Annotated in this window: 28 protein-coding genes, 2 tRNA genes and 1 pseudogene; 16 read left to right on the top strand and 15 right to left on the bottom strand. The window is 43.5% G+C overall.

Annotated elements, in window-relative coordinates; all coding sequences use genetic code 11:
- Positions 1-21: 21 nt before the first annotated feature.
- The 3 genes from G4D54_07225 to G4D54_07215 form a co-directional block, all read right to left on the bottom strand.
- The gene (locus G4D54_07225; GenBank protein QJA02230.1) at positions 22-819 is read right to left on the bottom strand and encodes a ZIP family metal transporter; all 798 of its coding nucleotides are present in this window, start codon (positions 817-819) and stop codon (positions 22-24) included.
- Positions 820-1153: 334 nt separating this feature from the next.
- The gene (locus G4D54_07220; GenBank protein QJA02229.1) at positions 1154-1651 is read right to left on the bottom strand and encodes a hypothetical protein; all 498 of its coding nucleotides are present in this window, start codon (positions 1649-1651) and stop codon (positions 1154-1156) included.
- An 83-nt stretch (positions 1652-1734) separates the two neighbouring features.
- Positions 1735-2409, bottom strand: coding sequence for a metal-dependent hydrolase (locus tag G4D54_07215; protein QJA02228.1), 675 nt, complete (start codon positions 2407-2409; stop codon positions 1735-1737).
- Between the two features lie 132 nt (positions 2410-2541).
- Between G4D54_07215 and G4D54_07210 the strand changes: the two genes are divergently transcribed.
- Complete coding sequence (locus G4D54_07210) at positions 2542-3045, top strand: flavin reductase family protein (GenBank protein QJA02227.1); 504 nt, start codon at positions 2542-2544, stop codon at positions 3043-3045.
- A 525-nt stretch (positions 3046-3570) separates the two neighbouring features.
- On the opposite strand, the gene G4D54_07205 is transcribed toward G4D54_07210, so the two are convergent.
- Together G4D54_07205 and G4D54_07200 are read right to left on the bottom strand one after the other, a co-directional pair.
- On the bottom strand, positions 3571-3804 hold the full coding sequence (locus G4D54_07205; protein QJA02226.1) for a hypothetical protein: 234 nt from the start codon (positions 3802-3804) through the stop codon (positions 3571-3573).
- 60 nt (positions 3805-3864) lie between these two features.
- Positions 3865-4872, bottom strand: a complete 1008-nt coding sequence (locus tag G4D54_07200; GenBank protein ID QJA02225.1) for a hypothetical protein — start codon at positions 4870-4872, stop codon at positions 3865-3867.
- Between the two features lie 394 nt (positions 4873-5266).
- On the opposite strand from G4D54_07200, the gene G4D54_07195 reads away from it, so the two are divergent.
- The 3 genes from G4D54_07195 (at position 5267) to fumC (ending at position 7606) form a co-directional block, all read left to right on the top strand.
- The gene (locus G4D54_07195) at positions 5267-5830 is read left to right on the top strand and encodes a hypothetical protein (protein QJA02224.1); all 564 of its coding nucleotides are present in this window, start codon (positions 5267-5269) and stop codon (positions 5828-5830) included.
- A 41-nt stretch (positions 5831-5871) separates the two neighbouring features.
- Positions 5872-6159, top strand: a complete 288-nt coding sequence (locus tag G4D54_07190) for a hypothetical protein (GenBank protein QJA02223.1) — start codon at positions 5872-5874, stop codon at positions 6157-6159.
- 82 nt (positions 6160-6241) lie between these two features.
- Positions 6242-7606, top strand: coding sequence for a class II fumarate hydratase (gene fumC, locus G4D54_07185; protein ID QJA02222.1), 1365 nt, complete (start codon positions 6242-6244; stop codon positions 7604-7606).
- A gap of 213 nt (positions 7607-7819) precedes the next feature.
- On the opposite strand, the gene G4D54_07180 is transcribed toward fumC, so the two are convergent.
- Complete coding sequence (locus G4D54_07180; protein ID QJA02221.1) at positions 7820-8992, bottom strand: NAD-dependent malic enzyme; 1173 nt, start codon at positions 8990-8992, stop codon at positions 7820-7822.
- A 179-nt stretch (positions 8993-9171) separates the two neighbouring features.
- On the opposite strand from G4D54_07180, the gene G4D54_07175 reads away from it, so the two are divergent.
- Positions 9172-10056 (top strand): metallophosphoesterase, encoded by an 885-nt coding sequence (locus G4D54_07175; GenBank protein QJA02220.1) that lies wholly within the window; start codon positions 9172-9174, stop codon positions 10054-10056.
- Here the strand turns inward: G4D54_07175 and G4D54_07170 are convergent.
- From G4D54_07170 to G4D54_07160, 3 genes are all read right to left on the bottom strand, one after another.
- Positions 10016-10231, bottom strand: a complete 216-nt coding sequence (locus G4D54_07170; GenBank protein ID QJA02219.1) for a hypothetical protein — start codon at positions 10229-10231, stop codon at positions 10016-10018. The two genes, G4D54_07175 and G4D54_07170, sit on opposite strands and share 41 nt — an antisense overlap.
- An 89-nt stretch (positions 10232-10320) precedes the next feature.
- Positions 10321-10854 (bottom strand): DUF1836 domain-containing protein, encoded by a 534-nt coding sequence (locus G4D54_07165; GenBank protein ID QJA02218.1) that lies wholly within the window; start codon positions 10852-10854, stop codon positions 10321-10323.
- Positions 10855-11179: 325 nt separating this feature from the next.
- On the bottom strand, positions 11180-12175 hold the full coding sequence (locus tag G4D54_07160) for an asparaginase (protein ID QJA02217.1): 996 nt from the start codon (positions 12173-12175) through the stop codon (positions 11180-11182).
- A gap of 214 nt (positions 12176-12389) precedes the next feature.
- Here G4D54_07160 and G4D54_07155 point away from each other — a divergent pair.
- The 5 genes and pseudogenes from G4D54_07155 (at position 12390) to G4D54_07135 (ending at position 16237) form a co-directional block, all read left to right on the top strand.
- A tRNA-Glu gene (locus G4D54_07155) sits at positions 12390-12465 on the top strand.
- 344 nt (positions 12466-12809) lie between these two features.
- Positions 12810-13018, top strand: a pseudogene (locus G4D54_07150) (helix-turn-helix transcriptional regulator).
- A 642-nt stretch (positions 13019-13660) separates the two neighbouring features.
- A complete protein-coding gene (locus G4D54_07145) occupies positions 13661-14020 on the top strand; it encodes a hypothetical protein (GenBank protein QJA02216.1) in 360 nt (119 codons plus the stop codon).
- A 215-nt stretch (positions 14021-14235) separates the two neighbouring features.
- Positions 14236-15438, top strand: coding sequence for a class I SAM-dependent rRNA methyltransferase (locus G4D54_07140; protein ID QJA02215.1), 1203 nt, complete (start codon positions 14236-14238; stop codon positions 15436-15438).
- 40 nt (positions 15439-15478) lie between these two features.
- Positions 15479-16237: a CPBP family intramembrane metalloprotease gene (locus G4D54_07135; protein ID QJA02214.1), complete on the top strand. Its 759-nt coding sequence runs from the start codon at positions 15479-15481 to the stop codon at positions 16235-16237.
- A gap of 102 nt (positions 16238-16339) precedes the next feature.
- Here G4D54_07135 and G4D54_07130 read toward each other — a convergent pair whose 3' ends face one another.
- From G4D54_07130 to G4D54_07120, 3 genes are read right to left on the bottom strand one after another with little or no spacing between them, the layout of a single operon-like run.
- The gene (locus G4D54_07130; GenBank protein ID QJA02213.1) at positions 16340-16555 is read right to left on the bottom strand and encodes a helix-turn-helix transcriptional regulator; all 216 of its coding nucleotides are present in this window, start codon (positions 16553-16555) and stop codon (positions 16340-16342) included.
- A 10-nt stretch (positions 16556-16565) separates the two neighbouring features.
- Entirely contained in the window at positions 16566-17135 is a 570-nt protein-coding gene (locus tag G4D54_07125; protein ID QJA02212.1) for a hypothetical protein, read from the bottom strand.
- A 12-nt stretch (positions 17136-17147) separates the two neighbouring features.
- The gene (locus tag G4D54_07120; GenBank protein ID QJA02211.1) at positions 17148-17723 is read right to left on the bottom strand and encodes a hypothetical protein; all 576 of its coding nucleotides are present in this window, start codon (positions 17721-17723) and stop codon (positions 17148-17150) included.
- 195 nt (positions 17724-17918) lie between these two features.
- On the opposite strand from G4D54_07120, the gene G4D54_07115 reads away from it, so the two are divergent.
- Positions 17919-18170, top strand: coding sequence for a kinase to dihydroxyacetone kinase (locus G4D54_07115; protein ID QJA02210.1), 252 nt, complete (start codon positions 17919-17921; stop codon positions 18168-18170).
- Between the two features lie 135 nt (positions 18171-18305).
- Positions 18306-18381: transfer RNA gene (locus tag G4D54_07110), tRNA-Asn, on the top strand.
- A 503-nt stretch (positions 18382-18884) separates the two neighbouring features.
- Here G4D54_07110 and G4D54_07105 read toward each other — a convergent pair.
- Positions 18885-20918, bottom strand: coding sequence for an ATP-dependent helicase (locus G4D54_07105; protein QJA02209.1), 2034 nt, complete (start codon positions 20916-20918; stop codon positions 18885-18887).
- Between the two features lie 183 nt (positions 20919-21101).
- Positions 21102-21689, bottom strand: a complete 588-nt coding sequence (locus G4D54_07100) for an N-acetylmuramoyl-L-alanine amidase (GenBank protein ID QJA02208.1) — start codon at positions 21687-21689, stop codon at positions 21102-21104.
- A 193-nt stretch (positions 21690-21882) separates the two neighbouring features.
- Here G4D54_07100 and G4D54_07095 point away from each other — a divergent pair, with 193 nt between their 5' ends.
- From G4D54_07095 to G4D54_07085, 3 genes are all read left to right on the top strand, one after another.
- The gene (locus G4D54_07095) at positions 21883-22728 is read left to right on the top strand and encodes a DUF368 domain-containing protein (GenBank protein ID QJA02207.1); all 846 of its coding nucleotides are present in this window, start codon (positions 21883-21885) and stop codon (positions 22726-22728) included.
- 107 nt (positions 22729-22835) lie between these two features.
- Positions 22836-23594 (top strand): ABC transporter ATP-binding protein, encoded by a 759-nt coding sequence (locus G4D54_07090; protein ID QJA02206.1) that lies wholly within the window; start codon positions 22836-22838, stop codon positions 23592-23594.
- A complete protein-coding gene (locus tag G4D54_07085) occupies positions 23578-24309 on the top strand; it encodes a hypothetical protein (protein ID QJA02205.1) in 732 nt (243 codons plus the stop codon). Before G4D54_07090 ends, G4D54_07085 begins: the two co-directional genes overlap by 17 nt.
- A gap of 210 nt (positions 24310-24519) precedes the next feature.
- On the opposite strand, the gene G4D54_07080 is transcribed toward G4D54_07085, so the two are convergent.
- Positions 24520-24918: a hypothetical protein gene (locus G4D54_07080; GenBank protein QJA02204.1), complete on the bottom strand. Its 399-nt coding sequence runs from the start codon at positions 24916-24918 to the stop codon at positions 24520-24522.
- Positions 24919-25109: 191 nt separating this feature from the next.
- On the opposite strand from G4D54_07080, the gene G4D54_07075 reads away from it, so the two are divergent.
- Positions 25110-25535 (top strand): hypothetical protein, encoded by a 426-nt coding sequence (locus G4D54_07075; protein ID QJA02203.1) that lies wholly within the window; start codon positions 25110-25112, stop codon positions 25533-25535.
- The last annotated feature ends 152 nt before the right edge of the window (positions 25536-25687 follow it).

The following is a 25687-nucleotide window of genomic DNA, read 5'->3' as shown; positions in this document are numbered from 1 at the left end:
TACGATAATTTAGAAATCGTTTTATCCCAAGGCAACATCCATGATCATCATAATCAGAAACCCGATCATGACACCGTAGGTCCCGGCATGGGAGTGCGCATCCAGATTTGCTTCCGGAATCAGCTCCTCCACCACCACATAAATCATTGCCCCTGCCGCAAAGGACAGCAGCCATGGCATGGCAATGGTGGCCCCGCCGACGATAGCAACCGTAGCGATTCCTGCAATCGGCTCCACGATACCGCTCAATGCGCCGTAAAGAAATGCTTTCGCACGCGAGCAGCCCTCCTTGTACAGCGGTAAGGAGATGGCGGCACCCTCCGGAAAATTCTGCAGGCCGATTCCGATTGCCAATGCGACAGCGGCAGCCAATGTTGTAGAGGCCCCCGCCGATGTGGATAAGGCAAAGGACAGACCGACTGCCATGCCCTCGGGAATGTTATGCAGCGTAACGGCAAATACCAGCATCGTCGTCCTCTTCAGGGAGCTTTTCGGTCCCTCGGGTTCATCGCTTCCCGGATGCAGATGCGGCAGCGCCTTATCCAGTGCCAGCAGAAACAGACCGCCTAACACAAAGCCGCCGCCTGCCGGAAGCCATTCCGGTATTCCCAGTTCCTTTGCCTGTTCCATGCTGGGAATCAAAAGACTCCAGACAGAAGCCGCAATCATCACACCTGCCGCAAAGCCGAGAAAGGCAGACTGCATTCCCTTCTTCATCTCCTTGCGGATCAAAAAGATTGTCGCAGCGCCCAGGGCAGTCATCAAAAATGTGAACCCGGTTCCAATCGCTGCCAGTATATATGGATTTGTAATTGTCATAAAATCACCCTCTTCTCTATTATTGTAGCTGTCTTTATTATAAAGGATACACTTTCTTTTCGCCATTCATATGTCTCGAGAATCCTGCGATTCATATCATAATGCTTTCTTATGCCATATTTCCCATATATTCCATAGAGCAATTGACACTAAGCAATAAAACAGCCAAGCTTGAAGGATGCGTAATTTCTTATCCAGAAATGGACAGGATACATCTCATAAAGAAAAGGAATCGATATCATCGAAACGGTATCGATCCCTTTTGCATGTATGTTTATCCCTTCAGCGATTCCCTGACTGAACATACACGCTTCCATTGTATGAAAATATAACGCTACGCCTGCTTTTCCGCCATGGCAAAGTGATAGGACAACAAATCCTTTAACAGCTCAATCGAAGCATTCATCTGATCCTCATCCATCGTCTGAATGACCTTAAAATTCTTCAGCAGCATACTCTCATCCAGCTGATACTCCCTGCTTAGATATTTTGCCCATTTATCAGCATCCTCCATCTGTTTCATGGCGAGAACACCTTCACTGACAATAACACAGTGGAAATCTCCGCGCTGTACCGGTACCGCCCATTTGATGAGACCTGCATGACAGGAATACACACATTCATGATCGATTTTTCTCGCATTCTCATATGTTTCCTCTGTACATTCCTCACACTTTTTCAAAGCCTTACTGCTGGATTTCAAACACTTGCAGAAATAATTTTTCTCTGAAGCACTCTGAATTACCGTATTGTCATATACTACATAGCTGCGCAGTCCGGTAATATTCTGATAATCCTTTAAGGCATGTTTGATGATTTCTTTTGTTTCCATTATCCATACTCCCTTTTCTATTGTTTATATAGTACAATAGTAGCATACTTCAGAAAAAACTTCCACAGGAAGGTGAAGAAACCTTATACTTTTGTAAACGTTTCCAGTTCCTGGAATCCCAGCCAGAGCTGCATGGCTTCTATGTTCTGGATTTCTGAATGCCGCAGCCATGTAAAGACGGCAGTATCCTTCCAGAAATGCATCGGTACCAGAAGATTGCAGGAGGCATATTGAAGAAAAGCCCGGGCTCCTTTCAGCGCACGCTCCTTCAATCTGGGATCCACCGGTAGAAAGGCAACGTCAAAATGCATCCCTTTGATGCTTTGCAGCTCCCGGAAATAGCGCTCCTTCATCTCTGCATGTTCCTGCGGCGTATCTTCATCGCCCCAGTCCCACCAGTTGAGATCACCGGCGTGATAGATGCAATTGTCCTCAGCTGTCACCAGAAAGGCAACACCCTCATCCGTAGAAGCAAGCGTGCGCAGCTGCAGCTCATTCACTGTATAGCACTTCCCTGCTTCCACCTGTATATGGGGATGCGCAGCTGCGATATCACTGGATAAAATCCATGTAATAGACGGGTGCTTCAGCTTAAAAATCCTGGTGCTGTAGTGATCGGCATGCGCATGACTGGCAAACACATACAGTGGCTTGTCCTCTTTCATCCTCGGCAGCGTGCCCCTGTAATAGTCAAACAGCAGATAACAGCTATCCAGCTCCACCAGAAAGCAGCTGTGTGTAATATAGGTTATGTTCATAAACAGATTCCCTCTTTTCATAAGGCTATCATAATGCACACAGCGCAGCTTTGCAAGTGATTACCCGCTATATTCAACTTGTAAACGGAATCTGCATACACTATAATAATGGAAAAGAAAGGATCTGATATTATGGAGCTTAAAGAGATACAAACAAGTCAGCTGCACAGTGATGCGTTTACGATGATCGGAAAGGAATGGATGCTGGTCAGCGCCGAAAGGGACGGTATTGTGAATACGATGACAGCCTCCTGGGGAGGCATGGGAATTTTATGGAACAAGAAGGTTGCTTTCGTATTTCTGCGTCCGCAGCGCTATACCAAGGAATTTATTGATCAGAAAGACTGCTTTACCCTTTCCTTTTACGATGAGGAATACCGCAAAACACTTTCCTATCTTGGCACGGTCAGTGGCAGAGATGAGCAAAAGATAGAAAAAGCCGGTCTGCATACCGCATTCATAAACGATGCACCTTATTTCACAGAAGCAAACACGGTGCTTGTATGCCGCAAGCTGTATGCGCAGGAAATGCGGGAGGACTGCTTCCTGGATGCCGCCTTGATTGAAAAGAATTATCCGCAGAAGGATTATCATACCATGTATGTCGCAGAAATTGAGCACGTCTATCAAAAATAACAGTAATAAAAAGCAGAAAGTATAAAAAGAGAAACAGCCTCTTTTCCTTCCTGCTTCTTATCCGTGTTGGGAATATACGACAGCATGAAAGCTGGAATACAGGAGAGACCAAATCGGTTCTCAATTGTATGACAGCTTCTTTTTTATAGCTAACAAGCTATACATCCCCGATATGAAGGAACAGTATAGTTTACCGACTTTTTTCATCCTATCCGGATTCTTCCTTTTCAACCGATTTCAGCAATATAACCACCTGCTTATAAGGGAACATCGATTGCACATTGTGTATCATTGATAACAGGTGCACAATTCGTATAAGGATGCTATATGGTAATGGAAAATCCGTAAAGCCGCAATAAAATGAAGGAGCGGAAAATCTCCTGCCTCATAGAATTCACTCTTCCTTTTCGCTTGAATCCCACTGCGTGTAGGAATGTGCATAAAAAATGCTTTTTTGATCCTTTTCTTTCCATGGCATTCACCAGGAAAAGAAAAAACGATGCCATCAAGACATCGCAAAGCTTCTTACTGGTGTTCGATAATCACAACTTCCACTTTTTTCTCAGCCGGATGATAGTCGTAGGTGATTTTGGCAAGTCTGCTGTCACCAAGATGCTTTGTCAGCACCTCTGTGATATTCTGTGTCAGATGCTTCGTATCCTCTTCGCTGTCGCAGAAGTATTCGATCTGTGTTGTAATATGTTTTCTTGCGGACACATGTTTTGAAATCTCTTCCTGTAAACGCACTGTATGTTTCATAACCTATTTCTCCTTCATATTCCTTACTATCTTACCACGTTTTCATTATTAGAAAAAGTCCTAATTTTCGATAACGATGTCCTCCATAGTAAAAGATGCCTCCACGGAATTGAATTTGATGGTTCCTCGTGTAAAGTCAAAATAGGAATCGAACAGGTATCGATCGCCCTGATAGATGTTCACCTCATACAGCTCATACAGAAAGGATTCACTGGCCTGTGCATACAGATAACGCATGAGAACGGCAAGCTGCTTTTCATCAATAGCTTCCTTTACATCTATCCTTGCCTGCAGCGTATAGTCTTCCACATACGTATCCGTAAATGTGTAGGCTACCTGCGGCTTTTCGATATCCATTTCATACACCCCGTAGATTTTATTCTCACAGGAGGACAGATTTTCATCATAAATCAGATTCTCCGTTTTTGAATGGGAAGGCAGATTCAAATATCCCACCGGTTCTCCGTTCTTTATCAAATCCGTTTTCACAAAATACGGACTGTTATTTTCCACAATGACCGTCTGGACACCTTCGGCATATTCATAATCCTTTACCATACAGGTCAGGGAAACCTTCTCATCCACCTCATGCTTGGAAATATTTCCACTCACAAAGCTGTCACCAATGTCCTCATTGTCTGTGAATGCCGAAGGCTCATCGCGAAAGGAGGTCACAGCGACCACAGCAACCGCAACCACGATACCGATAATCAGCAGCAGGCTGAACAGCTGAACCAAACGGATATTTTTCTGCGTACCCCCTCCCTTGATATGCTCATAATACGGATGTCCACCCTTTTCCATGCGCAGGCGCAAATTCTTCGCATTGGGATGATTATAGCGGTGCTCCCTTACACGCTCACTGTCATCGATGCGCTCCTTCTTTTCTTCAAACACGCCACTCTCCGCTTTTTTCGTATCAGCCGTGGTACGATACTTTGCGGCATCATACAGCGTATCCTCCTGACGGGAAGCTTCGTTGTATACCTTTGTTTTCCTTCCGCAAATCGGACAATATTCATCATTGCACTTATTTCCGCAATCCTCACAAATCCGTTTTCTACTCATCCCCGATATCCTCTCTCTATCAAAAGCCTATGCTATCGCTTGTGCATACAGCATGCAGACTCTGTAAAAGCACTGGTAAACCTTTGTATAATTTTATCATATGTGGATAGGAAATAATAGAAATTTGTAAAAAAATCAGAGAGCACTATTAGCGGAATATTTACTACCTGTTACATTCAGTTTGGGAAGACCACTTCCGGGTATCTGTAGGATACTGCTTTGTATGCCACGCAGTCAGTATTTTTCGAAGGAATTCGCATATGATGGCATACCTTTGCGACTGTAAACACTTCTGTATAAGGAAAAGCATGGAGAATTTGTGCGTAAAATCTGTTTTTTACATTCATTTCAGTATATAATATAGATAAGAACTACACACGAGAGGAGAATTCATATGAAACAGGTTATGTATGGAATCGAAATTGCAGATGTAAATGATTTTGGAGGCTGGGTTGGATATGAGCCGGTGAGAGAGGATGTCGCAAAGACACTGAATCATCACATGTATCTGTTCTTTCAGAACGAATATCATATCAATCAGTTTGCCGAAGGTCGTAAATTTGTCATCAATGTCAAGGATGATTCTCTGGAAAAGGTGATTGGTAATGCGCGTATTCTAAAGGCTATCGTGGAATATGGTACCCCATTGAGTATGAACGGCTATGAAATCAGTGCTCCGGCTTATGCAAGAAATATTGTGAAACCGCTGAGTAGAGCAACCGGCTTTATTCCGGAAAACACCATCTACACATTCTCCGATGCACATTACAAGGACATGAAAACAGATTTCAATTTTATTTCCGATCTTATGACACGTACATCCATTGAGGCTGTGGATATTCTGCTGGGCAGCATTTCCTTTGTGAATAAGAATCTGCTGTATCATTATCCGCATTATTTCATTATCGGTGACAGTCAAATCAAGGTACTGGATGACGATTATCAGATTGGCGGTTAAACGGGCTATGGCCCGTTTTATATTGAAAGGATGGATTTGATATGAACAGCGCGACAATCCGTACAGCGATTGCATCCATGGTTCTCGGCATTGTTTCTGTATCATTCTGTGTGCCTGCTATCCTGTTTTCCTTTTTCCGGTGGCTGCCGGGAATGCTGATTGTGCTTGTTTCTCTGGCTTGCGGAATTCTGGCTATTGTCATGGGAGCCAGAGCCAGGGTGCTACGTCCGGCAGGCAGAGCGATTGCCGGTCTGGTGCTGGGCATCATCGGTACCAGTATTTCGGGACTTCTGCTTCTCTGTCTTTTACTTTTGTGCATAGCTTTCTGAGCCGCTCTTTCCTGTCCGGCTCTTTTTTTTCATACCGGAACATGATAAAATCAGTGTAGAGATAAAAAGGAGAGTGCGTCTTATGAAAACACGAATGGAACATGATTCCATGGGTGAAATCGCTGTGGAGGAAGATAAATACTGGGGAGCCCAGACACAGCGCAGCTATGAGAATTTCAAAATCGGGGATGAGAAAATCCCTCTGAGCATGATCTGTGCCTTTGCACATCTGAAGCTGGCCTGCGCAAAGGTCAACTATGAGCTTGGCCGTATGGAGGAGCGTAAGCTGGATGCGATTGCCACTGCCTGTGATGAGATTTTATGCGGCAGACTGGATGCCCACTTCCCACTTTCTGTCTGGCAGACAGGAAGTGGAACACAGAGCAATATGAATGTAAATGAGGTCATTGCCAATCGCGGAAATGAAATTGCAAGGGAACAGCTGCTGCATCCAAATGACGATGTGAATAAGGGACAAAGTTCCAATGACACGTTCCCTACTGCTATGCATATCGCAGCGATTGAAGCACTACGTAAACAGCTAATGCCCCAGCTGGAGGAAATGATTCATGCTTTAAAGCGTCTGGAAAAAGAGAATCAGCATATCATCAAAATCGGACGTACACACCTGCAGGATGCGACACCACTGCGCTTTTCACAGGAAATCAGCGGATGGAGAGGCATGCTGGAGAACAATATCGATATGCTGCAAAAGGCAATTGATTCCCTGCGTAAGCTTGCCATTGGAGGGACGGCAGTCGGCACCGGACTGAATACACCACAGGGATTCGGCGATCTCGTCTGTGAAAAGCTGAGCGATCAGCTGGCTACCCAATTTATCAGTGACCCGAACAAATTCCATGCTCTGTCTGCGAAGGATGATATCTGCTTCGCCCATGGTGCGCTGAAGGCACTGGCGGCAAACTGTATGAAGATGGCAAATGATGTACGCTGGCTGGCAAGCGGTCCGCGTTGTGGTCTGCAGGAAATTCGGATACCGGAAAATGAGCCAGGAAGCAGCATTATGCCGGGAAAGGTAAATCCGACACAATGTGAAGCGATGACCATGGTAGCCGTACAGGTCATGGGAAATGATGCGGCCATCGGCTTTGCGGCCAGTCAGGGAAATTTTGAGCTGAATGTCTTCATGCCGGTAATCATTTATAACTTCCTGCAATCCATCACCCTGCTCAGTGACGGTCTGCGCAGCTTCCGCATCCACTGTGTAGAGGGTATCCGGGCAAACGAAGAAAAAATGGCGGAATATCTGCAGCATTCACTGATGCTCGTTACTGCTCTGAATCCGCATATTGGCTATGAGAATGCCGCAAAAACAGCAAAAAAAGCCTATCAGGATGGGATATCCTTAAAAGAAGCCTGTGTGGCACTCGGCTTTTTGAGTGCGGAAGAATTTGATGCCTATGTCATAGCAGAAAACATGGTATAATATTTTTTACATAACATACAGATAGAAAAAGAACTCCGCAATCAGGCTGATAGGAGCTCTTTTTTTATGATAGAAATAGAAAACGCAGGCTGAGCTTTACAGATGAAGGCTTATTCTCCCATATCCGTCGGACGGCACGCTCCTCCCACCTGCTTACCAAAAAAAATACGGCGATTTCTATACTTCATACTGGTCACCGTATTCTCTATTCAATTATATGCGCGCTACACCGCTTTCCCTTGCCGCCTGTGCAACAGCTTCGGCTATAACAGCACCCACCTCTTTATTCAAAGCGCTTGGGATAATATAATCTACGCTCAGCTCTTCATCACTTACCAAGGAAGCGATTGCATATGCAGCAGCAACCTTCATTTCCTCATTGATATCGCTTGCACGAACATCCAGAGCACCGCGGAAAATGCCGGGGAATGCCAGAACGTTATTGATCTGATTAGCAAAGTCACTGCGGCCTGTTCCCACGACGAAGGCTCCGGCATGCTTTGCCTTATCCGGCATGATTTCCGGTACCGGATTTGCCATCGGCAGGACAATGGATTTCTCATTCATGCTGGCTACCATAGCCTCACTCACCACATCCGGGGCAGATACACCGATAAAGATATCGCTCCCCTTCATGGCATCCGCAAGACTTCCCTTCAGCATGCCCTTGTTCGTCAGCTCGGCAATCTCCTTCTTGCCCGCATTCATGCCTTCTCTTCCCTTATAAACACTACCCTTGGAATCACACAAAATAACGTCACCGAACTTCATATTCAGCAGCAGTCTGGCAATCGCGATACCGGCAGAGCCTGCACCGTTAATGACGATACGTAAATCCCCCATGTTTTTACCTGTCAGCTTCACTGCATTCAACAAAGCAGCTGCGGTAACGATGGCAGTTCCATGCTGATCATCATGGAATACCGGAATATCACACAGCTCCTTCAGCTTCGCCTCGATTTCAAAACAGCGCGGTGCTGCGATATCTTCCAGATTGATGCCGCCAAAGCTGCCGGATAAAAGGGCAATTGTATGTACGATTTCATCCACATCCTTGCTTTTGATGCATAAAGGGATTGCGTTCACACCGCCAAACTCCTTAAACAGAACACATTTCCCCTCCATGACCGGCATCCCTGCCTCCGGTCCGATATCTCCCAAGCCGAGAACCGCCGTCCCGTCAGTTACAACCGCTACCAGATTTCCACGTCCGGTCAGCTCATAGCTTTTGTTGATGTCCTTTTCGATTTCCAGACAGGGAGCAGCAACTCCCGGTGTATACGCCAGACTCAGATCATCCTTGGTGTTGATTTCCATTTTGGGATTGACATCCAGCTTTCCTTTCCACTCTGCATGCAGACGCAGCGCTTCTTTTGCATAATCCATCTTCGCATACCTCAACTTTCTTTTTCGTTCAGTATTATAGTATCACAAGCGAAAAAAGATATAAACAGAAATTGTGATTTTCAGCGGTGGAAAAGCTGTTCGACAGCTGTAATTCTTTTTCTCTATGCGTTATAGAAGAGCGTTTTCTGTCCACAATATACAGCAGGAGGAGATTTGCTATGGATAAAAAAAGAACGGCCTTTGCCAATCGGATCTGCAACGAAAAAAGCTATCTGCAAATGGAGCTGCTGTCAGATTTGCACATCGCTTTCCCCAGACAGAATGAAAAGCTGGAAGCCGCATTGGAGGATATATGGAAGCGCAAGGTTCGCCATGTGGCAATTTGCGGTGATCTGACAAATAACGGCTATCCGTTTCAGATGAAACAGGTGCTTACGCAGCTGCAGGAATTCCCGATTCATATTCTGCCTGCATTGGGTAACCACGATCTCTATAATCTGTTTTCACGCACACAAAACCGCATTCATCCGGAATACCGGAAGCTGCTGCCACGACATGCGGAAAGTATTTATTTTGACCGGTATGTAGAAGGCGTCCATTTTTATATTTTGAATAGTGAGCGGCCAAGCAAGAACGATATGATTCTCACCAAAAAGCAGGTGGACTGGCTGTTAAACGGATTAAAGCAGGATGATAAAAACAAGCCGGTATGCATCATCGCACACCAGCCGCTGCAGGATACCCATGTTATGAGTGAAGATCATACCGGTACGCAGCAGCACCTGCAGGTGGACATGCTGAAGGATGTACATCCGCATATCATTTTCATCAGCGGACATCTGCACAACAGCTTCGCCCTATGCGAGGTTCTGGCAAGACGCAATCTGTTTTTGATCAATCTGCCTTCCTTCGTACGTATAGAGCACGGGGATTCACAGGATCAGATCGGTTTCCATCTTCGTTTTTATGCGGATTTTCTGTATCTGCGGACACGGGATTATAAAAACCGGCGCTGGATCGTTTCCCATGAATATATTCTCGATATGAAAACGAGTGAGGTCATCAGCTTTGATGCGGATCTTCTGCCATCAGCACCTTTGTAAATATAATCAGGAAAAAAGCATACAATACAGCCGCCAGTCCGATAAAAAAGGTGACGGCCAGACTCAAAAGCGGCAGGATCCACAGCAAATTCTGTCGTTTTTGTATCAGATAATATTGTATCAGCAAAGCGGAAGCAGGAAGCAGCAGCCAGGCAATCACAAGCAGTTCGTTCATTTGGTATCCCTCTTGCTATACTATATGCGGCTGATGGAAGGAAATAAACAAAAAATAAAAAAGCTTCCACATGTTACTGTGAAAGCCGCCTATGTATCGGATTCCTCCTGTATCATAATCTGGGGATGCTCCAGCTCGTGCCGTACATAAATCGTGTACGCCACAGCCTGCACGGTATTACGAATCAGGTCGACCACAAGACTTCCCTCATCATCACTTGGCGCATGATGCACTTTTTTATGGGCGAAAATGCATTTCAGACAGCATTCCAGCTCAGCACAGAAATAGTTATATGCCTGATCAATGGGATATTTGTAAATCTGCACACGAATCAGCTTGCTGATTTCATCCATGCGATACACCATCTTTAAGATACAGACCACCATCAGATAGGCAACGTGGTTCTTCGTATATTTCTTTTTGACGGGCGGGGAAACGATTCCGTGCTTCACATAATTATTGATCATGGTGGAGGTTACCATCTTTTCCTGATCCTTCGCATGAAACGGCTTCAGATATTCATTTAACAGGGTTACGACCTGATCCATATATAAATCCATATCCGGCAGTTCTTCCCAGCGGGGGCAATGAAACGCCGGTGCTTTTCTTTTCTCTATCATCATTATCACCAAGCATATCGTAGCATTCTGTCAATGAATTGTCAACTAATATATTGTACCAGTTTATATGTTTTTCAATACTAAATGATACCAATCCTTATATTTTAGCTTACTATAGCTGAAAACCGATAAAATAAGGGAAATTCAGCTCATACTCCCCTGCGATAGCCATCCTTTTATCAAACAGAAAGAAGCAATATAAAAGGCCGGTCTCTGCTTTCATGTTGTTTGCCAGACATAAAAAACAGAAGCCTTCAACCAGCTACGGGTCATCGATTGATAACAGCTTCTGTTTAACATGAATCCTTAAGCAAAACAGCACACAGGCCTATGTCAATGTTATCTCATTGACATAATTGGTTTCAAATATCCGCTTTACTTCCTTTGTATCCGTACTTTTTCCCAATGCCCACATCAGCTTGGTAACACAGGCCTCGCTTGTCATATCATAGCCCTGAATCACGCCGTGCTGCAATACCTTCTGACCAGTCTGATAGATAGAGAAGTCACTGTATTCGTAAAGACACTGACTGCATACGACTACACTGATTCCGCGGGCGACGATTTCTTCCAGCTTGCTGATCAAATCACGACGCACAAAATTGATTCCACCGGCACCAAAGGCTTCGATGACGATACCGCGGATATCCATTTCCGCCAGCTTGTCGAACAGCAGCGGGTTCATGCCCGGTATCAGCTTAATCAGCACGACCTCCTTACACAGATCATCCTCTAAAGCAAACGCATTCGTTGGATGAATCAGCAGCTGCCTGTTTATACGCAGACCTCTGGCATCCACCAGTCCGCACGGCTCTATGTTTACACTCTCAAAGGCGTCGAAATTCATCGTTCGAACCTTAACAACACGTGTTGCCAGCATAATTTTTCTGTTAAAGCATACATAAACACCTTGCATATCCTCACATACAGCGGTAAATGCCACACGAATATTTTCCACACCGTCACTCAGCGGATGAAGCAGCGGCAGCTGACTTCCTGTTATGATCAGGGGTATGTCCAGATTGCGCAGCATGAAGGAAAGCGCCCCGGCTGTATAGGCCATCGTATCTGTACCATGACTCAGAACAATACCGTCATATCCGCTTTTCGCCTCTGCAATACGCCTTGCAATCAGCTGCCATTCCTCCGGCTGCATGTTACTGGAGTCCAGCCGCAGCAAATCCTCACAGGTTATTTCAATATCACCATGATGCTCACCGAGATAATGCAAAATTTCCTCGCTTGTCAGGGATGGCACCAGACCTTCTTCACTGGAGCTGGATGCGATGGTTCCACCGGTTGTTAAAAATAATATCTTTTTCATCTTCCTACCTCATTTATCTAACCGCATATATTATACGCGCTATTTCGATATATTGAAAAGCTTTATTTCTTTATAATTCTTATTCCTTACCAGATTAGTTTCTGCGATATTCTGCTTTTTATGTAAGCATTCATTTTTTTGTTTTTTTCAAAAAAAAGACTTGCGTACTAATTCTTCTTGTGGTATTATTAACTGGCATTCGCGATTAAATGATGGCGCGTTGGAGAAACGGTTAACTCACTTGCCTTTCACGCAAGCATTCACGGGTTCGAATCCCGTACGCGTCACCAATAGACAGATAAAGCCCTAAACAAGGGCTTTTTTACTGCTTATAACACGATTGTCGAGTTTTTGACGATGGTTTTGAAATTTCAGTATCTTTATTTTTGTCAGAAGTCCTGAAAGTGTTTCTACCAAGCCCATAAATTTATCCTTTCTTTCGTTCGATAAAGCGTTATAAAACTTGATTTAAGCATCTCTATTGACAGCGTCAATATGCAAGCTTTCTCTGTTCATGATATGTCCTACCTCCTTGTAAATGAATTATTATAATTCATTTACTATATAGCCTAATTTTCGGCAATATTTGATATGATGATCTGCATTATAATCTATATTGGAATGAGGTGATTACATGATAAGTTATGAGCCACTGTGGAATACACTTAAAGAAAAGCATATATCGCAATACACCTTACCTTAATAAATAAGTATCATGTAAGCACTGGAACATTAGATGCATTTCGTAAAGGAAACAGTGTGACAATAAATACATTACATGACCTTTGTAAGATACTCGATTGTGATATACAGGATATAGTAACCTTTAGACCAGAAAAATGACCTCGCAAACAAAGGTCATTTTTATTTTATTAAAATGCTATTGTAATCATCTGGTTCACTTAGCTGTTGCTTATCATTGAGTTTTGCATTATCAGCTATTATTTTTATAACCTGTTCATATGTAAATCATCATTTTTCTTTAGATTCAATGGTATTATCATAAATCACAAGGTTGTGAAGCTCGTTCATAGTCAAATATAGCTCACAATATAAGAGTTATCTCTTGTGTTGAAAATAAATATGATGAGGTATACTGATTTATATCGCTTGTTAGAGTTTATTTAAGATATTTAAGCATACCTGAAGAAAGGTACATTACTTATGTCAATAGGGACAAACCAATGGTGTCTTAGTACGTTAAGCATCAATTAGGGCAGAGTTTATTAGTCGGTGATGCATGTAGCTTTGATTCCCGCACGCGTCATCAATGTACCCTATATCACGCATAAATTTGCATATTTTTCTAAGCGTTAATAATACCTTTAAGCTGTCATGAATTATCTATCTCAATCAAATAATAAAAGTGAAGCTTATTTGCCTTCTATACCTTATCATAGCTATGCTATAATAAAGATACACAAAGAAGTATCCTTATAATTACCTGAATACGATATGAATGAGTGAAAAGCGAGGGAGTTGTGCATGAAAAATGTCTATCAAAAATTTATATGCGCTGTGATTTTAATATGTTCACAAATATATATGCTGCTGTATGATGTAAAAGCTTCATTCGGTCTGATGGATTTATTTATCATATGTCTTTTCTACTATTTGCTCATGAAAAGAAAGATTGTCTTAAAGGATTATGTTGCATACGTGGGGCTGCTTGTGACCGGTATTGTACTATGCAGTATGTTTCATCCATCCAACATTTTAAGAACCGGTATTACAATGACCCTTGCACAGATATTTTTCATTGTAAGCAGTTATTTTGTGTATTGCAAAAAGCAGAACAAGGATCGTTATATAAAAAATGGTTTTATCCATAACGAGCATGATTAAATGTTTTTACCTTTCAATTGCAAGGATTATATCCTTTTCCCTTCAAATAAAGCATGCAAGAGGATGCTGTTATCTTATGATACGGAAACCTCTAATGTCTCTCTGGCTTTTTAAACAGAGAAATGACCATACACGGTAATACCTGCCGGCTTAGCATACAGCAGAAACGGAATGTATGATATAATACAGGGGAATTGAAATAGTGAGGTATTTATATGAATAGAAATTATCCAAAGATTACAATAAGCGAAGAAGGAGAAAAGTGGCTGGACAACGGACAGATGTGGATGTATAAGAATAATGTTGTTAAGCTTGCTGAGGAAATAGAAAACGGTGCACTTGTTGACATCGTAACAACCAAGGATCGCTATCTTGGAACCGGCTTTCTGTCCAGAAACAGTCATATCACTGTAAGAATACTGTCAAAGGATACAGCAGATACATTTGACAGAGCATTTTTCAAAGAAAGAATCCAATTTGCGTATGCGTTTCGCAAAACGCTGGAAAGTAAGAATATAACCAACTGCCGCCTGATTTTCGGAGAAGCCGATCAGCTTCCCGGTCTTACAGTGGATCGCTATAATGATATTCTGGTATCACAGATCAGCTCCTATGGACTGGAACAGCGAAAGGATATGCTGTATGAGGTGCTGCTGGAAGTATTAAGAGAAGACGGACAGGATGTAAAAGGAATTTACGAACGCAATGATATCAGGGTGCGTGCCAAGGAAGGTCTGCCTCTGGAAAAGGGATACTGGAAGCAGATGAAGCTGCCAACCACAACCATCATTGATGAAAACGGATTAAAGCTTCATGTGGATGTTGAAAACGGACAGAAGACCGGATATTTTCTGGATCAGAAAGCCAACCGTGTTCTGCTTCGTGAAATGGCACATGGAAAACGTGTCATGGATTGCTTTTCGCATACCGGCGGCTTTGCATTAAATGCGGCGTATGGAAATGCCAGTCAGGTTGTCGCTGTCGATGTATCGCAGACTGCATTGGATCAGGCATATGCCAATGCAAAGCTGAATCATCTTGAAAACAGGATTTCTTTTGTGAAAGCGGATGTGTTCAAATACCTGGATACCTGTAAAGAGGGACAGTTCGACATTATTGTGCTGGATCCCCCTGCCTTCACAAAATCCAGAAGAACGATTGACCATGCTTACAGCGGCTATAAACGCATTAACAAACAGGCTATGATGCTGTTGGGAAGAGGCGGCTATCTCATCACCTGCAGCTGTTCCCGTTTTATGGAAATAGAAAATTTTGAAAAGATGCTGCGTGAATCTGCACAGGAAGCAGGAGTCACCCTGAAGCAGGTATCCGTTACACAGCAGAATCATGACCATCCTATCCTATGGACAATGGAAGAAACCTCGTATCTGAAGTTTTATATTTTCCAGATTGTTTAAAAATAGTTACTGATATTCGAACATGAAGGGCTGAGTGCTGATGAAGACGAAAACAAACGACATATGCATGTTTCTCTTACTGACTTTTCTCATGCCCTTCTTTTTTGTATTGTGTCAGCGATATACCGGGCTTCCTGTATTACAGCTTCTGTTTTACGGACTGGAAGCAGCCTCTCCCAGTATCGCCGCTCTTCTCGTTCTATCGAAGAACAGACAGCTCCTGAGTTTTTTTAAGAAGAATTTCAAAGGCTGGAAATCTGGCACCGCACTCCTATTCCCCTGCGTGTTTTCCCTTGCCCCCATGCTGCTCGCAAGGCTGTTCGCAGGTTCTTCTTCATCTGGACATTTTCTGAATTATGATCTGCAGTTTATTGTCATTGTATGGGCATTTTTTGCAGAGGAAATCGGATGGCGTGGATACTTACGATCTTATTTGAGAGAACGTATGGAAAAGGAATGGCATGTCCCTGTCAGTATCGGTATCATCTGGTTTCTCTGGCATTATCATTATTTCTATCAAAATGGCATAGAGGTCCCTCTGCTTTCCTTCTTCATCGGCTGTATCGCAGAAAGCTTTGTATATGAGTATCTGCTTCAGTGGAGTGAGGGAAATCTTTTATCCTCGATGACATATCATTTCTCATGGAATCTCTGCATCCACCTGTTTGCCATCAATCCTGCGGATAATGCAGGAAATGAATTTCCTTATATCCTCATGACACTGTTTGAGGTGAGCATGGTGCTGTTGTTGCTTGCTCACGATAAAAGCAGGCATATGCACAAACTGCCTACGAAATAATAAAAAGGGAAGTCCACATTATCAGGTACAGTATCTGCGATTCACATACATTCGCAGATGCTGAGAAGGTGACATGATGGATTTCCTTTTTCATATCTGTATTTATTGCTCTTCTGTTCGCTGATATTCCAGAATATCACTTGGCTGGCAATTCAGTACCTCACATATTTTATCGAGGGTTGAAAACCGAATGGCTTTTACCTTTCCCCGCTTTAAATTCGAAAGATTAACATTGGAGATTCCTACCTGATCTGCCAGCTCATTCAATGAAATTTTTCGATCTGCCATGACACGGTCGAGTCTTAATATGATAGCCATAATTCACCTCCTAGAGAATCTGATCCACTTCATTTTGCAAGCTATACCCATATCGGAACACCTTTGCAATACCGATAATCGCTAACCCCGGTAACACCTGTACACCGATATCGAAAATTTGAAACAGTATAAGCCTTGGATATAAATTAACCTGATTCAAACCCAGAATGCAGATGATAAACAGACCCTGTATAACAGGAAGGATACAATAGAGAATAGCGAAGCACTGTAACCAGTTTATCATATTCGTCTGAAAAGGTCGATGAATTGAGTTTCTCTGAAAGATGTATACGGCAAGAATTAAAATAACAATTTGTATAAGCTCAGCTAGTAAACCGACAGCAACTTCCATCAGAGCTGCCGCTTTATCTGAAATAAGCCCTACGCTCATGAGCACATTGCTCAAGCTTTTCCCGGTAACCTGAATAATTTGCTCCCGCGGCAGGTTTGGCTCGAAGCAGGATTCCGGAGATATGCAGATGGTATAAATTGTATATAGTCTTAAGCTGATTATGATGATTCCGCATACGACGAGACAGTACAGCAATACCTTCATAAGTCTATTCTTATTTTTTCTCATAGTCCTGTCCCCTTATATTGTTTCATCAAGCTCATGCTGCAAAGCTGCCCCATACATCCAGACATGTATAAGACACCATAATGCTCCCAGCATGATCAGGCTTTCAAAAAGATTACGAACAACATCGAAAAATAGGCTAGACCAATCAATTGGCGGCTGGTATATCAGAGCCAGAAGAAATTCCAGGAAGACTAAAAGGAAACGAAAGCCTGCCAGCAGCAGTATACTGATCTTTAATTTTTTCAATATATCTGTTAAAAACGGTGTTGTCTTTGCGGCTTCCTTTACTGCCTGTATACCCCACAGAAGCAAAAGAGCATATATGCTGGCATTTGTAATTGCAAGCAGGGAGTCAAAAACAGCATAAAATCTGCTGGAAAAGAGTCCGCTTTCTGCCAATAGACGAGCCAGCGTTACAACATTGTTGACCTCCCATGGAATAAAGCGCAGACTTTGCTCCGGCACTTGATAGAGTTCAATTATTCTCAAGCATTGAAAAACAATGGATACAGCCACACCACTCAGCATGAATCTCAGTATCCAGAGAAACGTCGTATGCTTCCAATTTACAGGTTGTTTCAGTTTCATAGGAACACCTCCATCTAATTACATTCTAGCATAGTTTTTATATTTTACAATATATTTTTATCGTTTATCATTAAATATTATATCTTAAACATGAATATTAAGTTTAAAGCACCTGTTGCATCCAAAATAAAAACTACGCCGCTTTGCGTCTCATTATGATATGATATAATCATGCTTAGGAAAGGAGATTTGCATATGCTGGAATACCGTTATGACACACAGCTGCTGATTGAAGGAAATGATTTATGTGAGGATTCCATACACGATTATTTTATGGAGAATTTTCAAGGAAATTGCCTGCTTGCTGTTGGAGATGCTGAGCTCATCAAAATCCATTTTCATACGAATACACCTTGGGATGTGCTAAAATATTGCGCTACCCTTGGGGAAATCTATGATATTGTAATTGAGGACATGGATCGTCAGTCCAGAGGCTTGAAGGGCTAAGACTTCCTGATACTGGAAACCGAAATATTATTTTTGGTTTCCATCCTTTTTTTATGACTTTAATTGCATGAAAATTGATTTTATAACTTGCAAAAACAAAATACCTATGGTATTATAATTAAGCATTTAAGAAATGCCTTAATAGCTCAGTTGGTAGAGCATCCGGCTGTTAACCGGCAGGTCACAGGTTCAAGTCCTGTTTAAGGCGCCATGATAACAGGTAACCCCATGAATAATGGGGTTTTTTATACTTCCATTAAAAACTGACAACCCTATTCTGTCAGCTTCCTCTTGCATACAACACCCTGTTGACCTAAAAAGGGCTGTTCTTTCCTGACAATAGTTTCCATATTCCTATTGGATACGATAACTAAACAGCTCTCTGCATCTTCACAATCGATGATTGCCTGTAAGAAATGAATGTTTTATAATGCCTCAAATCATGAACAAATATCACATTGAAAGTGTATATCTTTCTTCTGCAGAGGCTGAAAAAAGGTCATGTTACCGCCTACTTATAAGCTTAAACAGCCATTCCTTTACAGTATGCAGAATCCTTTGTTCAAAACAGCAGGACCCTCACATGCATATACATTCTTATTCTGAATATCTGGAGTAAAAAGTACAGAAAAGGGAAGACCCGCGTTACTGTCAACGACATTTGCAGGACTTCCCTATTTTAGCTTCCAACATAGCTGCTAAGCAGCACTTCTTCTATACCAGATCAATCAGCTCATTCATGATACAGTGGTGAATATTCAGTGTTTTGCTTTCTGTTTGAAATTGTACCTGCATCATGCCTTCGCTGATTTTCATAATGCGGCCTTCTCCAAGCGTGGCATGTGTAATCCGCATACCGCGACGCAAGCCACCCTCTCGCAGCTTTTTCGGCTGTGCTACAGGTCGCTCCCCTGCCACCTTTGCTTCTTCTTCCTTTGGCGCATGCAGCTCATATATGAATGGAGATATTTCCAGACGTATTACATCACAGCGCTTGCTTGTAAAAAACTCCAGCTGATGCTTGGCTCTGGTGATCCCAGTAAAAAACAAACGGCGTTCCAGTTGAAGCTCTTCCTCCTGCAGACCGGCTTTTGGAAAAGTCGATCCCAGACAATCCAGCAGTGCCACACGACTGAATTCCATACCTCTGGCAGAAGCTACACTGCGAATCTGGATACGGCTGATTGGCTCACACAGGAATTCCCCCATTTCCCGCAGACGATTCAGGAACTGTGCCGGATCACTGTAGCGAGCAGCAATCACGCGCAGGGCCAGCAGATTGGAATCATTCATCAGGATATTCGCCTTCAGCAGACGTGCCCGATACCCCAGCTTGTCCAGAATAAAGGTAATCATCGTGTGTGTTTCCAATGTGGAGGCAGTTCGGATATTCTCCATGGAAGCCGCCAGCTTTTTCTTTCCGGCAGCTCGATAGCTGCTTTCCATCATCGCCTGGTAGACATCCACATGCTCATCATCCCGCAGACGCTGCGCAACCTCCAGCAACACCTTTTTTGAAATATCAAAGCCAAGCTTCTCATATACCTCATAAAAGGCACGCATATCCTTTGGATCGATCAGAAGCTCAATGATATTACATAGATCCTTGACAACCGGCTCCTGCAAAAACTTTTTTACGCTTCCATGCAGGTGAAACGGCACCTGATGCTGCATGAACAGCTCCACAAGAGGCATCGCCATTGCGCCGTCACGATACAGGAAGGCAATATCACTTTCATCCTCTACCACCATGCGCATCGCATACTCATACATCCGCTCCAGCTGTGCAAAGCCCTTGAATTTCACCTCGCAGGTTTCCTCACTGCTGCAGCTCATAGCTGTCTCATTCTTATAATAAAACTCATTTGCCAGAGCGTTGATGGTCTGATTATTGCGCCAGTTTCCCTCCAGCTGTTCAATGCGCGCCTGCACATATGCTTCCGAAAAGCTGTCCAGTGCCTGCGGATACGCCGCCTTATCAAAATCCAGACACTGATCACGATCTGCCAGCATCATCATCTGACAATCCGATGAAAACAGCAGCTTGATGATGACATGGGCAACAAAGGAGAGCTCCTGTGCATCATCGATATGCACATACTGATACCGGGAGGAAAAGGTCTGCAAAACGGCCGGTGTACTCATTAAAATACGGGCGCATTCACACAGAATATCATCCTGATCATAAATATTGCGCTCATTCTTAAATTTATCATAAGCCTTTAGAAAAGCCGGAAAATCAATTCCCTCAAAGCTGATAGAAGCAATTTCACGCTCACTCATCATCATAGTACGGCAGGTGCTGATCTGCCGCATCAAACGGCGCAGCTGTACACCGGTAAGCTCCATTGCAAACATATCCTTGATCAGACGGCGAACCACCTTCTCCATATCACGATACGCCTTACAGGATTCCCGCTGTATCATTTTATCATGGAAGCGGATAATCCGATAAGCAAAGCTGTGCATATCCACAAAGGAAGGCATCCGTTCATCATCACAGTATAGATAGCGGTAATCCTTCGCCATTCTCTTTGCAATGGCAGGATCATGCACAATATTCAAAATAGCTGACGGTTCCACCTCTTCAACCTTCATTAGATACGCATTACGGGCTAATAAAAGGAATGTTTTACCACTCCCTGTTGTTCCATTAATCAGAAGAGGATGCTGCAGCTCACAACACAGCTCCTGCTTTTTTTCATCCAGTTCTACGTTATATTCCTTCAGTAATTCATTCATATCCATACATTCACCACTCACTTCTCAACGATTCATAATTATACCTTAAATTCTCCCCAAATACTAACCTTTTTAAAACTTTTTCCTACTTTATTTACATTATTTACCTTGTAACCTCTTACACTCCACAGGGAGCAGAAACTCCACTTTTATGCAAGAGAAATGCACTCCTTTTTCCAATTCCTTCCATCAGCGTCTGGGAAAGGGATCATAGGAATAACCCAGATAATTCAGAATTCCGATATAGATGGAAAAAGCAAACAGATACTGGTCATTCAACAGCTTTTCGGCATCCTGAAGATTGGAAAGATACGCCAGCTCCACCAGAATTGCCGGCATGCTTGTACGCCGCAGAACATAAAGGGATGGATTGGTCCGCACCTGATTGTAGCGTGTTCCCACCAGATCGACAATGGATTCCAAAACATTGACGCCCAGATCGTAAGCAGTGGAATTCTCCCGGTATACATACACCTCCGAGCCGTTGATTGCAGGATTCGGATTGGAGTTGACATGAATACTGACAAAATAATCTGCCGGCCATGCATTCGCCTCATCTACTCTTGCTCGCAGACTGCTCGCCTGATCATAGCCAAGCACTGTATCCGGAAATGGTCTGGATACCTTTACTTCAAAGCGCTGATCTGCATAGAGAAAGCCTGCAAGATAGATTCCCACCCAATAGGTGACCTCCGATTCCACAACCCCGTTACCACTAGCCCCCGCATTGATATTCCCCGGGTTATGCCCCTGATCCACATAGATTCTTACCGCCATGAAACTACCTCCTTTTTGGACATACTATGTAAAAAAACGTACAGGGTTCCTCACAGGTAAATATTTTCCCTTCCTTTGTTTAGGAAAATTTAATAAAAAAGCGGTTGGCTTTTACAAAATATACAGTATAATAAACCTTGATACGAAAGGAAGGTACTTCATAGTGGTATTAAACTTTATTCGAGGCTTCTGTATGGCGCTGGCAGATAGTGTTCCCGGAGTTTCCGGAGGAACGATTGCATTTCTGCTCGGCTTTTATGATAAATTCATCGGTTCACTGGATGCACTGATGAGCGGTAATATGCAGCAGAAAAAAGAGGCGGTCATCTTTCTGCTGAAGCTGGGAATCGGCTGGATCGTCGGCTTCCTGATGGCGGTATCTGTGCTCGCCAGCATCTTTCATACACAGATCTATGCCATATCCTCTCTGTTTATGGGATTTATTCTGTTCGCGATTCCAATCGTGATTCGGGAAGAAAAGAAAAACATGAGACTCAATGCAGCAAGCATGATAGCGCTTCTTGTCGGTATCGCCGTCGTTGCATTGATCACCTATTTCAATCCGGTCGCAGGCAGCGGCTCCAGTGTCAATCTGGCTCAGCTGGATATCGGTTTGATCGTCTATGTCTTTATTTCTGCAATGTTTGCGATTTCCGCAATGGTTCTGCCGGGAATCAGCGGTTCCACTCTGCTGCTGATTTTTGGGCTGTATGTACCGATTATCTCTGCAATCAAGGCATTGATGGGATTTGATTTCTCCTATGTACCGATTTTGTTTGTCTTTGGATTGGGAATCATAACCGGTGTGATTACCGTTGTACGGCTGATTAAGTTTGCACTGGATAAGCACCGCAGTATCATGGTCTTTCTGATTATCGGTATGATGCTCGGCTCTTTCTATGCAATTATCATGGGACCGCAGACACTGGAAACTCCACAGGCCCCACTCAGCCTTGAAACCTTTGAAATTCTCTGGTTCATTATCGGCGGTGCCATCATCTTCGGACTTCAGAAAATGAAGGATATCAGTGAGAAATAAGCTTATACAGGACAGCAGCTGCTGTTCTTTTTTATATTGCTTCTGTATTTTTCAGACAAGTCCTATCCTTTGTGCTATCATAACAGTATATGGAAAAGAGTGATACGATGGAGATAATACATATAAGCAAGTCCTTTGGAAGCAATGTGGTTCTGCAGGACGTTTCGCTGCAGCTGATACCCGGAAAATGCATTGCGATCTGCGGACACAACGGCTGCGGAAAAAGCACCCTTTTGAATGCTGTGGCAGGCTTTTTACGAATCGACAGCGGAGAGCTACAGCTTAAAAACGCTGTTCTGCAGTATATACCGGATCATTTTTTCACGACCCGCATGAATGCCCGTGATTTTCTGATGCATATGGGTGCCATACAGGGAATGGATGCTGATGCAGCACTGGCTGTCATTCGGGAATATACGCATAAATTTTTTATGGATGACCTGTTGAAAACACCGATGCACTATCTTTCAAAGGGAAGCCTGCAAAAGGTGGCAGTGATACAGGCACTGCTGCAGACCCCTGATATTCTGTTGATGGATGAACCACTTAACGGACAGGATATCGCTTCCCAGAGGGTCTTCGTCGAACTGATGGAGGCACTGAAGAAAAAAGACGTATGTATCCTAATGGCCGTGCATGAGCAGCGCCTGATCAAGGAGGTGGCAGATATCGTATATGAGCTGCATGATGGTGTGTTGCGTTTGATGGCTTCACTTCCTGTCATGGAACAGGTCTATGTGCGTTTCAGCAGACAGCAGGAGGAAAAGAAGCTTGTGTGTGCAAGAGAGGAAAGCGATGCCTGCATTCAGCGGTATCTGATGCAGGGCTGGCATCTGGAGGAGCTTCGGCATGAAAACAATCTTTGAATTAAACCGATACTATATACGCAGAACCCTGACCTCAACCAGGCTGGTTATGCCGCTGGTGGTTACCGTTGTCTTCTGCGGTATCTTTTATAATGAGAACGGAATCAATCCCTACAGCAGCTTTGCGGCAACCATCTTGCTGACCTTCGCCATCATGGGCTGGATCGTACATTCCCTGCAGAAGCAGGAAGCCCTGGAGGAACAGATATTGATTTTACAAAGCAGGGGAAATGAACTGCTGTATTACGTCAGCCGTCTGTTTTTCTTTTTGCTGTGCGATTTGTTTTTCAGCTTCCTCATCCTCCTTATCCCCTGTCTGTTTTATCTGATCAACGGGGCAGCCTTTACACTGTATCCCATCCGGGCGGATATGCTGTTCGGATATTTCGACCTGCATGTCAGTGCCGGCCTGTGCGGTGGGATGATGATTTCGCTGCTGCACCCGCGTATTGTTTCCAACCAGAAGCTGGCGCTGCCCCTTGCCTGTATGCTCATCATAGCAGCCATGACGTTTTCCGCACTGCTGCAGGATATGCAGCTGCCAGAAATATTTGCCTGTGTATTTCCTCCGGTTTCCGATATCAGTATCCAAAGTGCAAAATGGACACAGGTGCCCATGAGGGAAACAGGCATATACACATTGCAGATGCTGCTTTATGCTGCTGTTTATGCAATCGTGCAGGTACGAATACTTATGAAACGAAAATTCGGATAAAACCTTGCTTTATTACCAGATATTTTCAAAGCTGATTCAAAAAAAAGAAAGGCTCACTTGGTCTCTTTCTTACTTTAGGGTATATGAAAAAGGGAGAATTCATTTTCTATTGATAAAACCCATCATGTTGAATCTCCCTGTTTTATGTTTATCCACAATCGAGAAAGAATCCTCACTTGCAGACCTTCCTTTCTTTCTCACCTATCAGCACTACGACTTCATAAAATACTTCAATCGCCGCTGCAAGCCCTCCAGCTCCTCTTCTGTCTTTAAAATACAGAATATCCGCTCGGGATGCTCCCTGCTTTCCACAATGGAAATCATATCCCCTCTTTGCAGGGCAAGACCAGCTTCTTCAAAAAAACGCTCCAGACGCTCTCTTGTATTCTCGTAAAGCTCTGTATAATACAACACGGAGGGAGAGGTTCTCGGACTTCCAAACACACGCTGCATGGCCGCATAGGTTGTCAGCCAGACATTCCCGCTCTTTTTAATTTCGTGCGGCTCAAACCGTCCGCGCTCCACTGCCTTGCGAATGGTTTTTCCATCCGCCAGTCCCCATTTGTCCGCTGCCTCTGTAAATGTCAGCACCTCATCCAGATTGATCATACCTTCACTCCTATCAACTTGCATATCTACACTGCCCGCTTACTTTGCTACAGAAATATCCGTCTTCATCTTTGTCTTTTCCTATTATACGATAAATTCAGGGGCTTGTATATATTGACTGAATACGCTTTCCTTTTTTCAAATATCGTGATACAATAATGTCGCTAGATAGCGACACAAAGGAGGAGCTTATGTTACGAATGGTTATCTGTTGCGGTGGGGGCATGTCTTCCAGTGTAATTTCTGTACAAATCAAAAAAGCCATTGAGGACAAGGGGTGGGAGGATGAAATATCGGTGGCCTTCATGCCACTCTTGTTTCTCGTAAAGCATCAGGAGGAATTTGATATTGCGATGCTCTGTCCGCATACCATGCACCATGCTCAGGAAATGGCAAGAAAAAATGAAATTCAGCTTCCCATGTATGTAATCCCTGCACGTCTGTATGGTTCCATGAATTTGGAATACCTGCGTGAGGATGCAGAGGATATTCTGAAAATCTATGCCGAAACAAAAGAGAATCCACTGCATTTCCCCGGAGAAAAATTTCTGGAGGTCAAGCGAAATACCTCCCATCGCCGCTGGATCAAAAAGCATCCGCAGGCAGTGCAGGACTGACTCTGAGCATTGTACAATCACACAAAAAGAATGGCAGCCTGTCCGACATGCAATCGGTGTGGTGCTGCCATGATTTTCTGAAATCAGAAGCTTTCAGCTGCATCGCAATCTGCAGCGAAAGAGCTTCTTTTTTTCTATACAGATTTATTTCT

The organism is [Clostridium] innocuum (genome assembly GCA_012317185.1).
GTDB classification, from domain to species: Bacteria; Bacillota_I; Bacilli_A; order Erysipelotrichales; family Erysipelotrichaceae; genus Clostridium_AQ; species Clostridium_AQ innocuum.
This window is presented reverse-complemented; position numbering and strand designations above follow the sequence as displayed.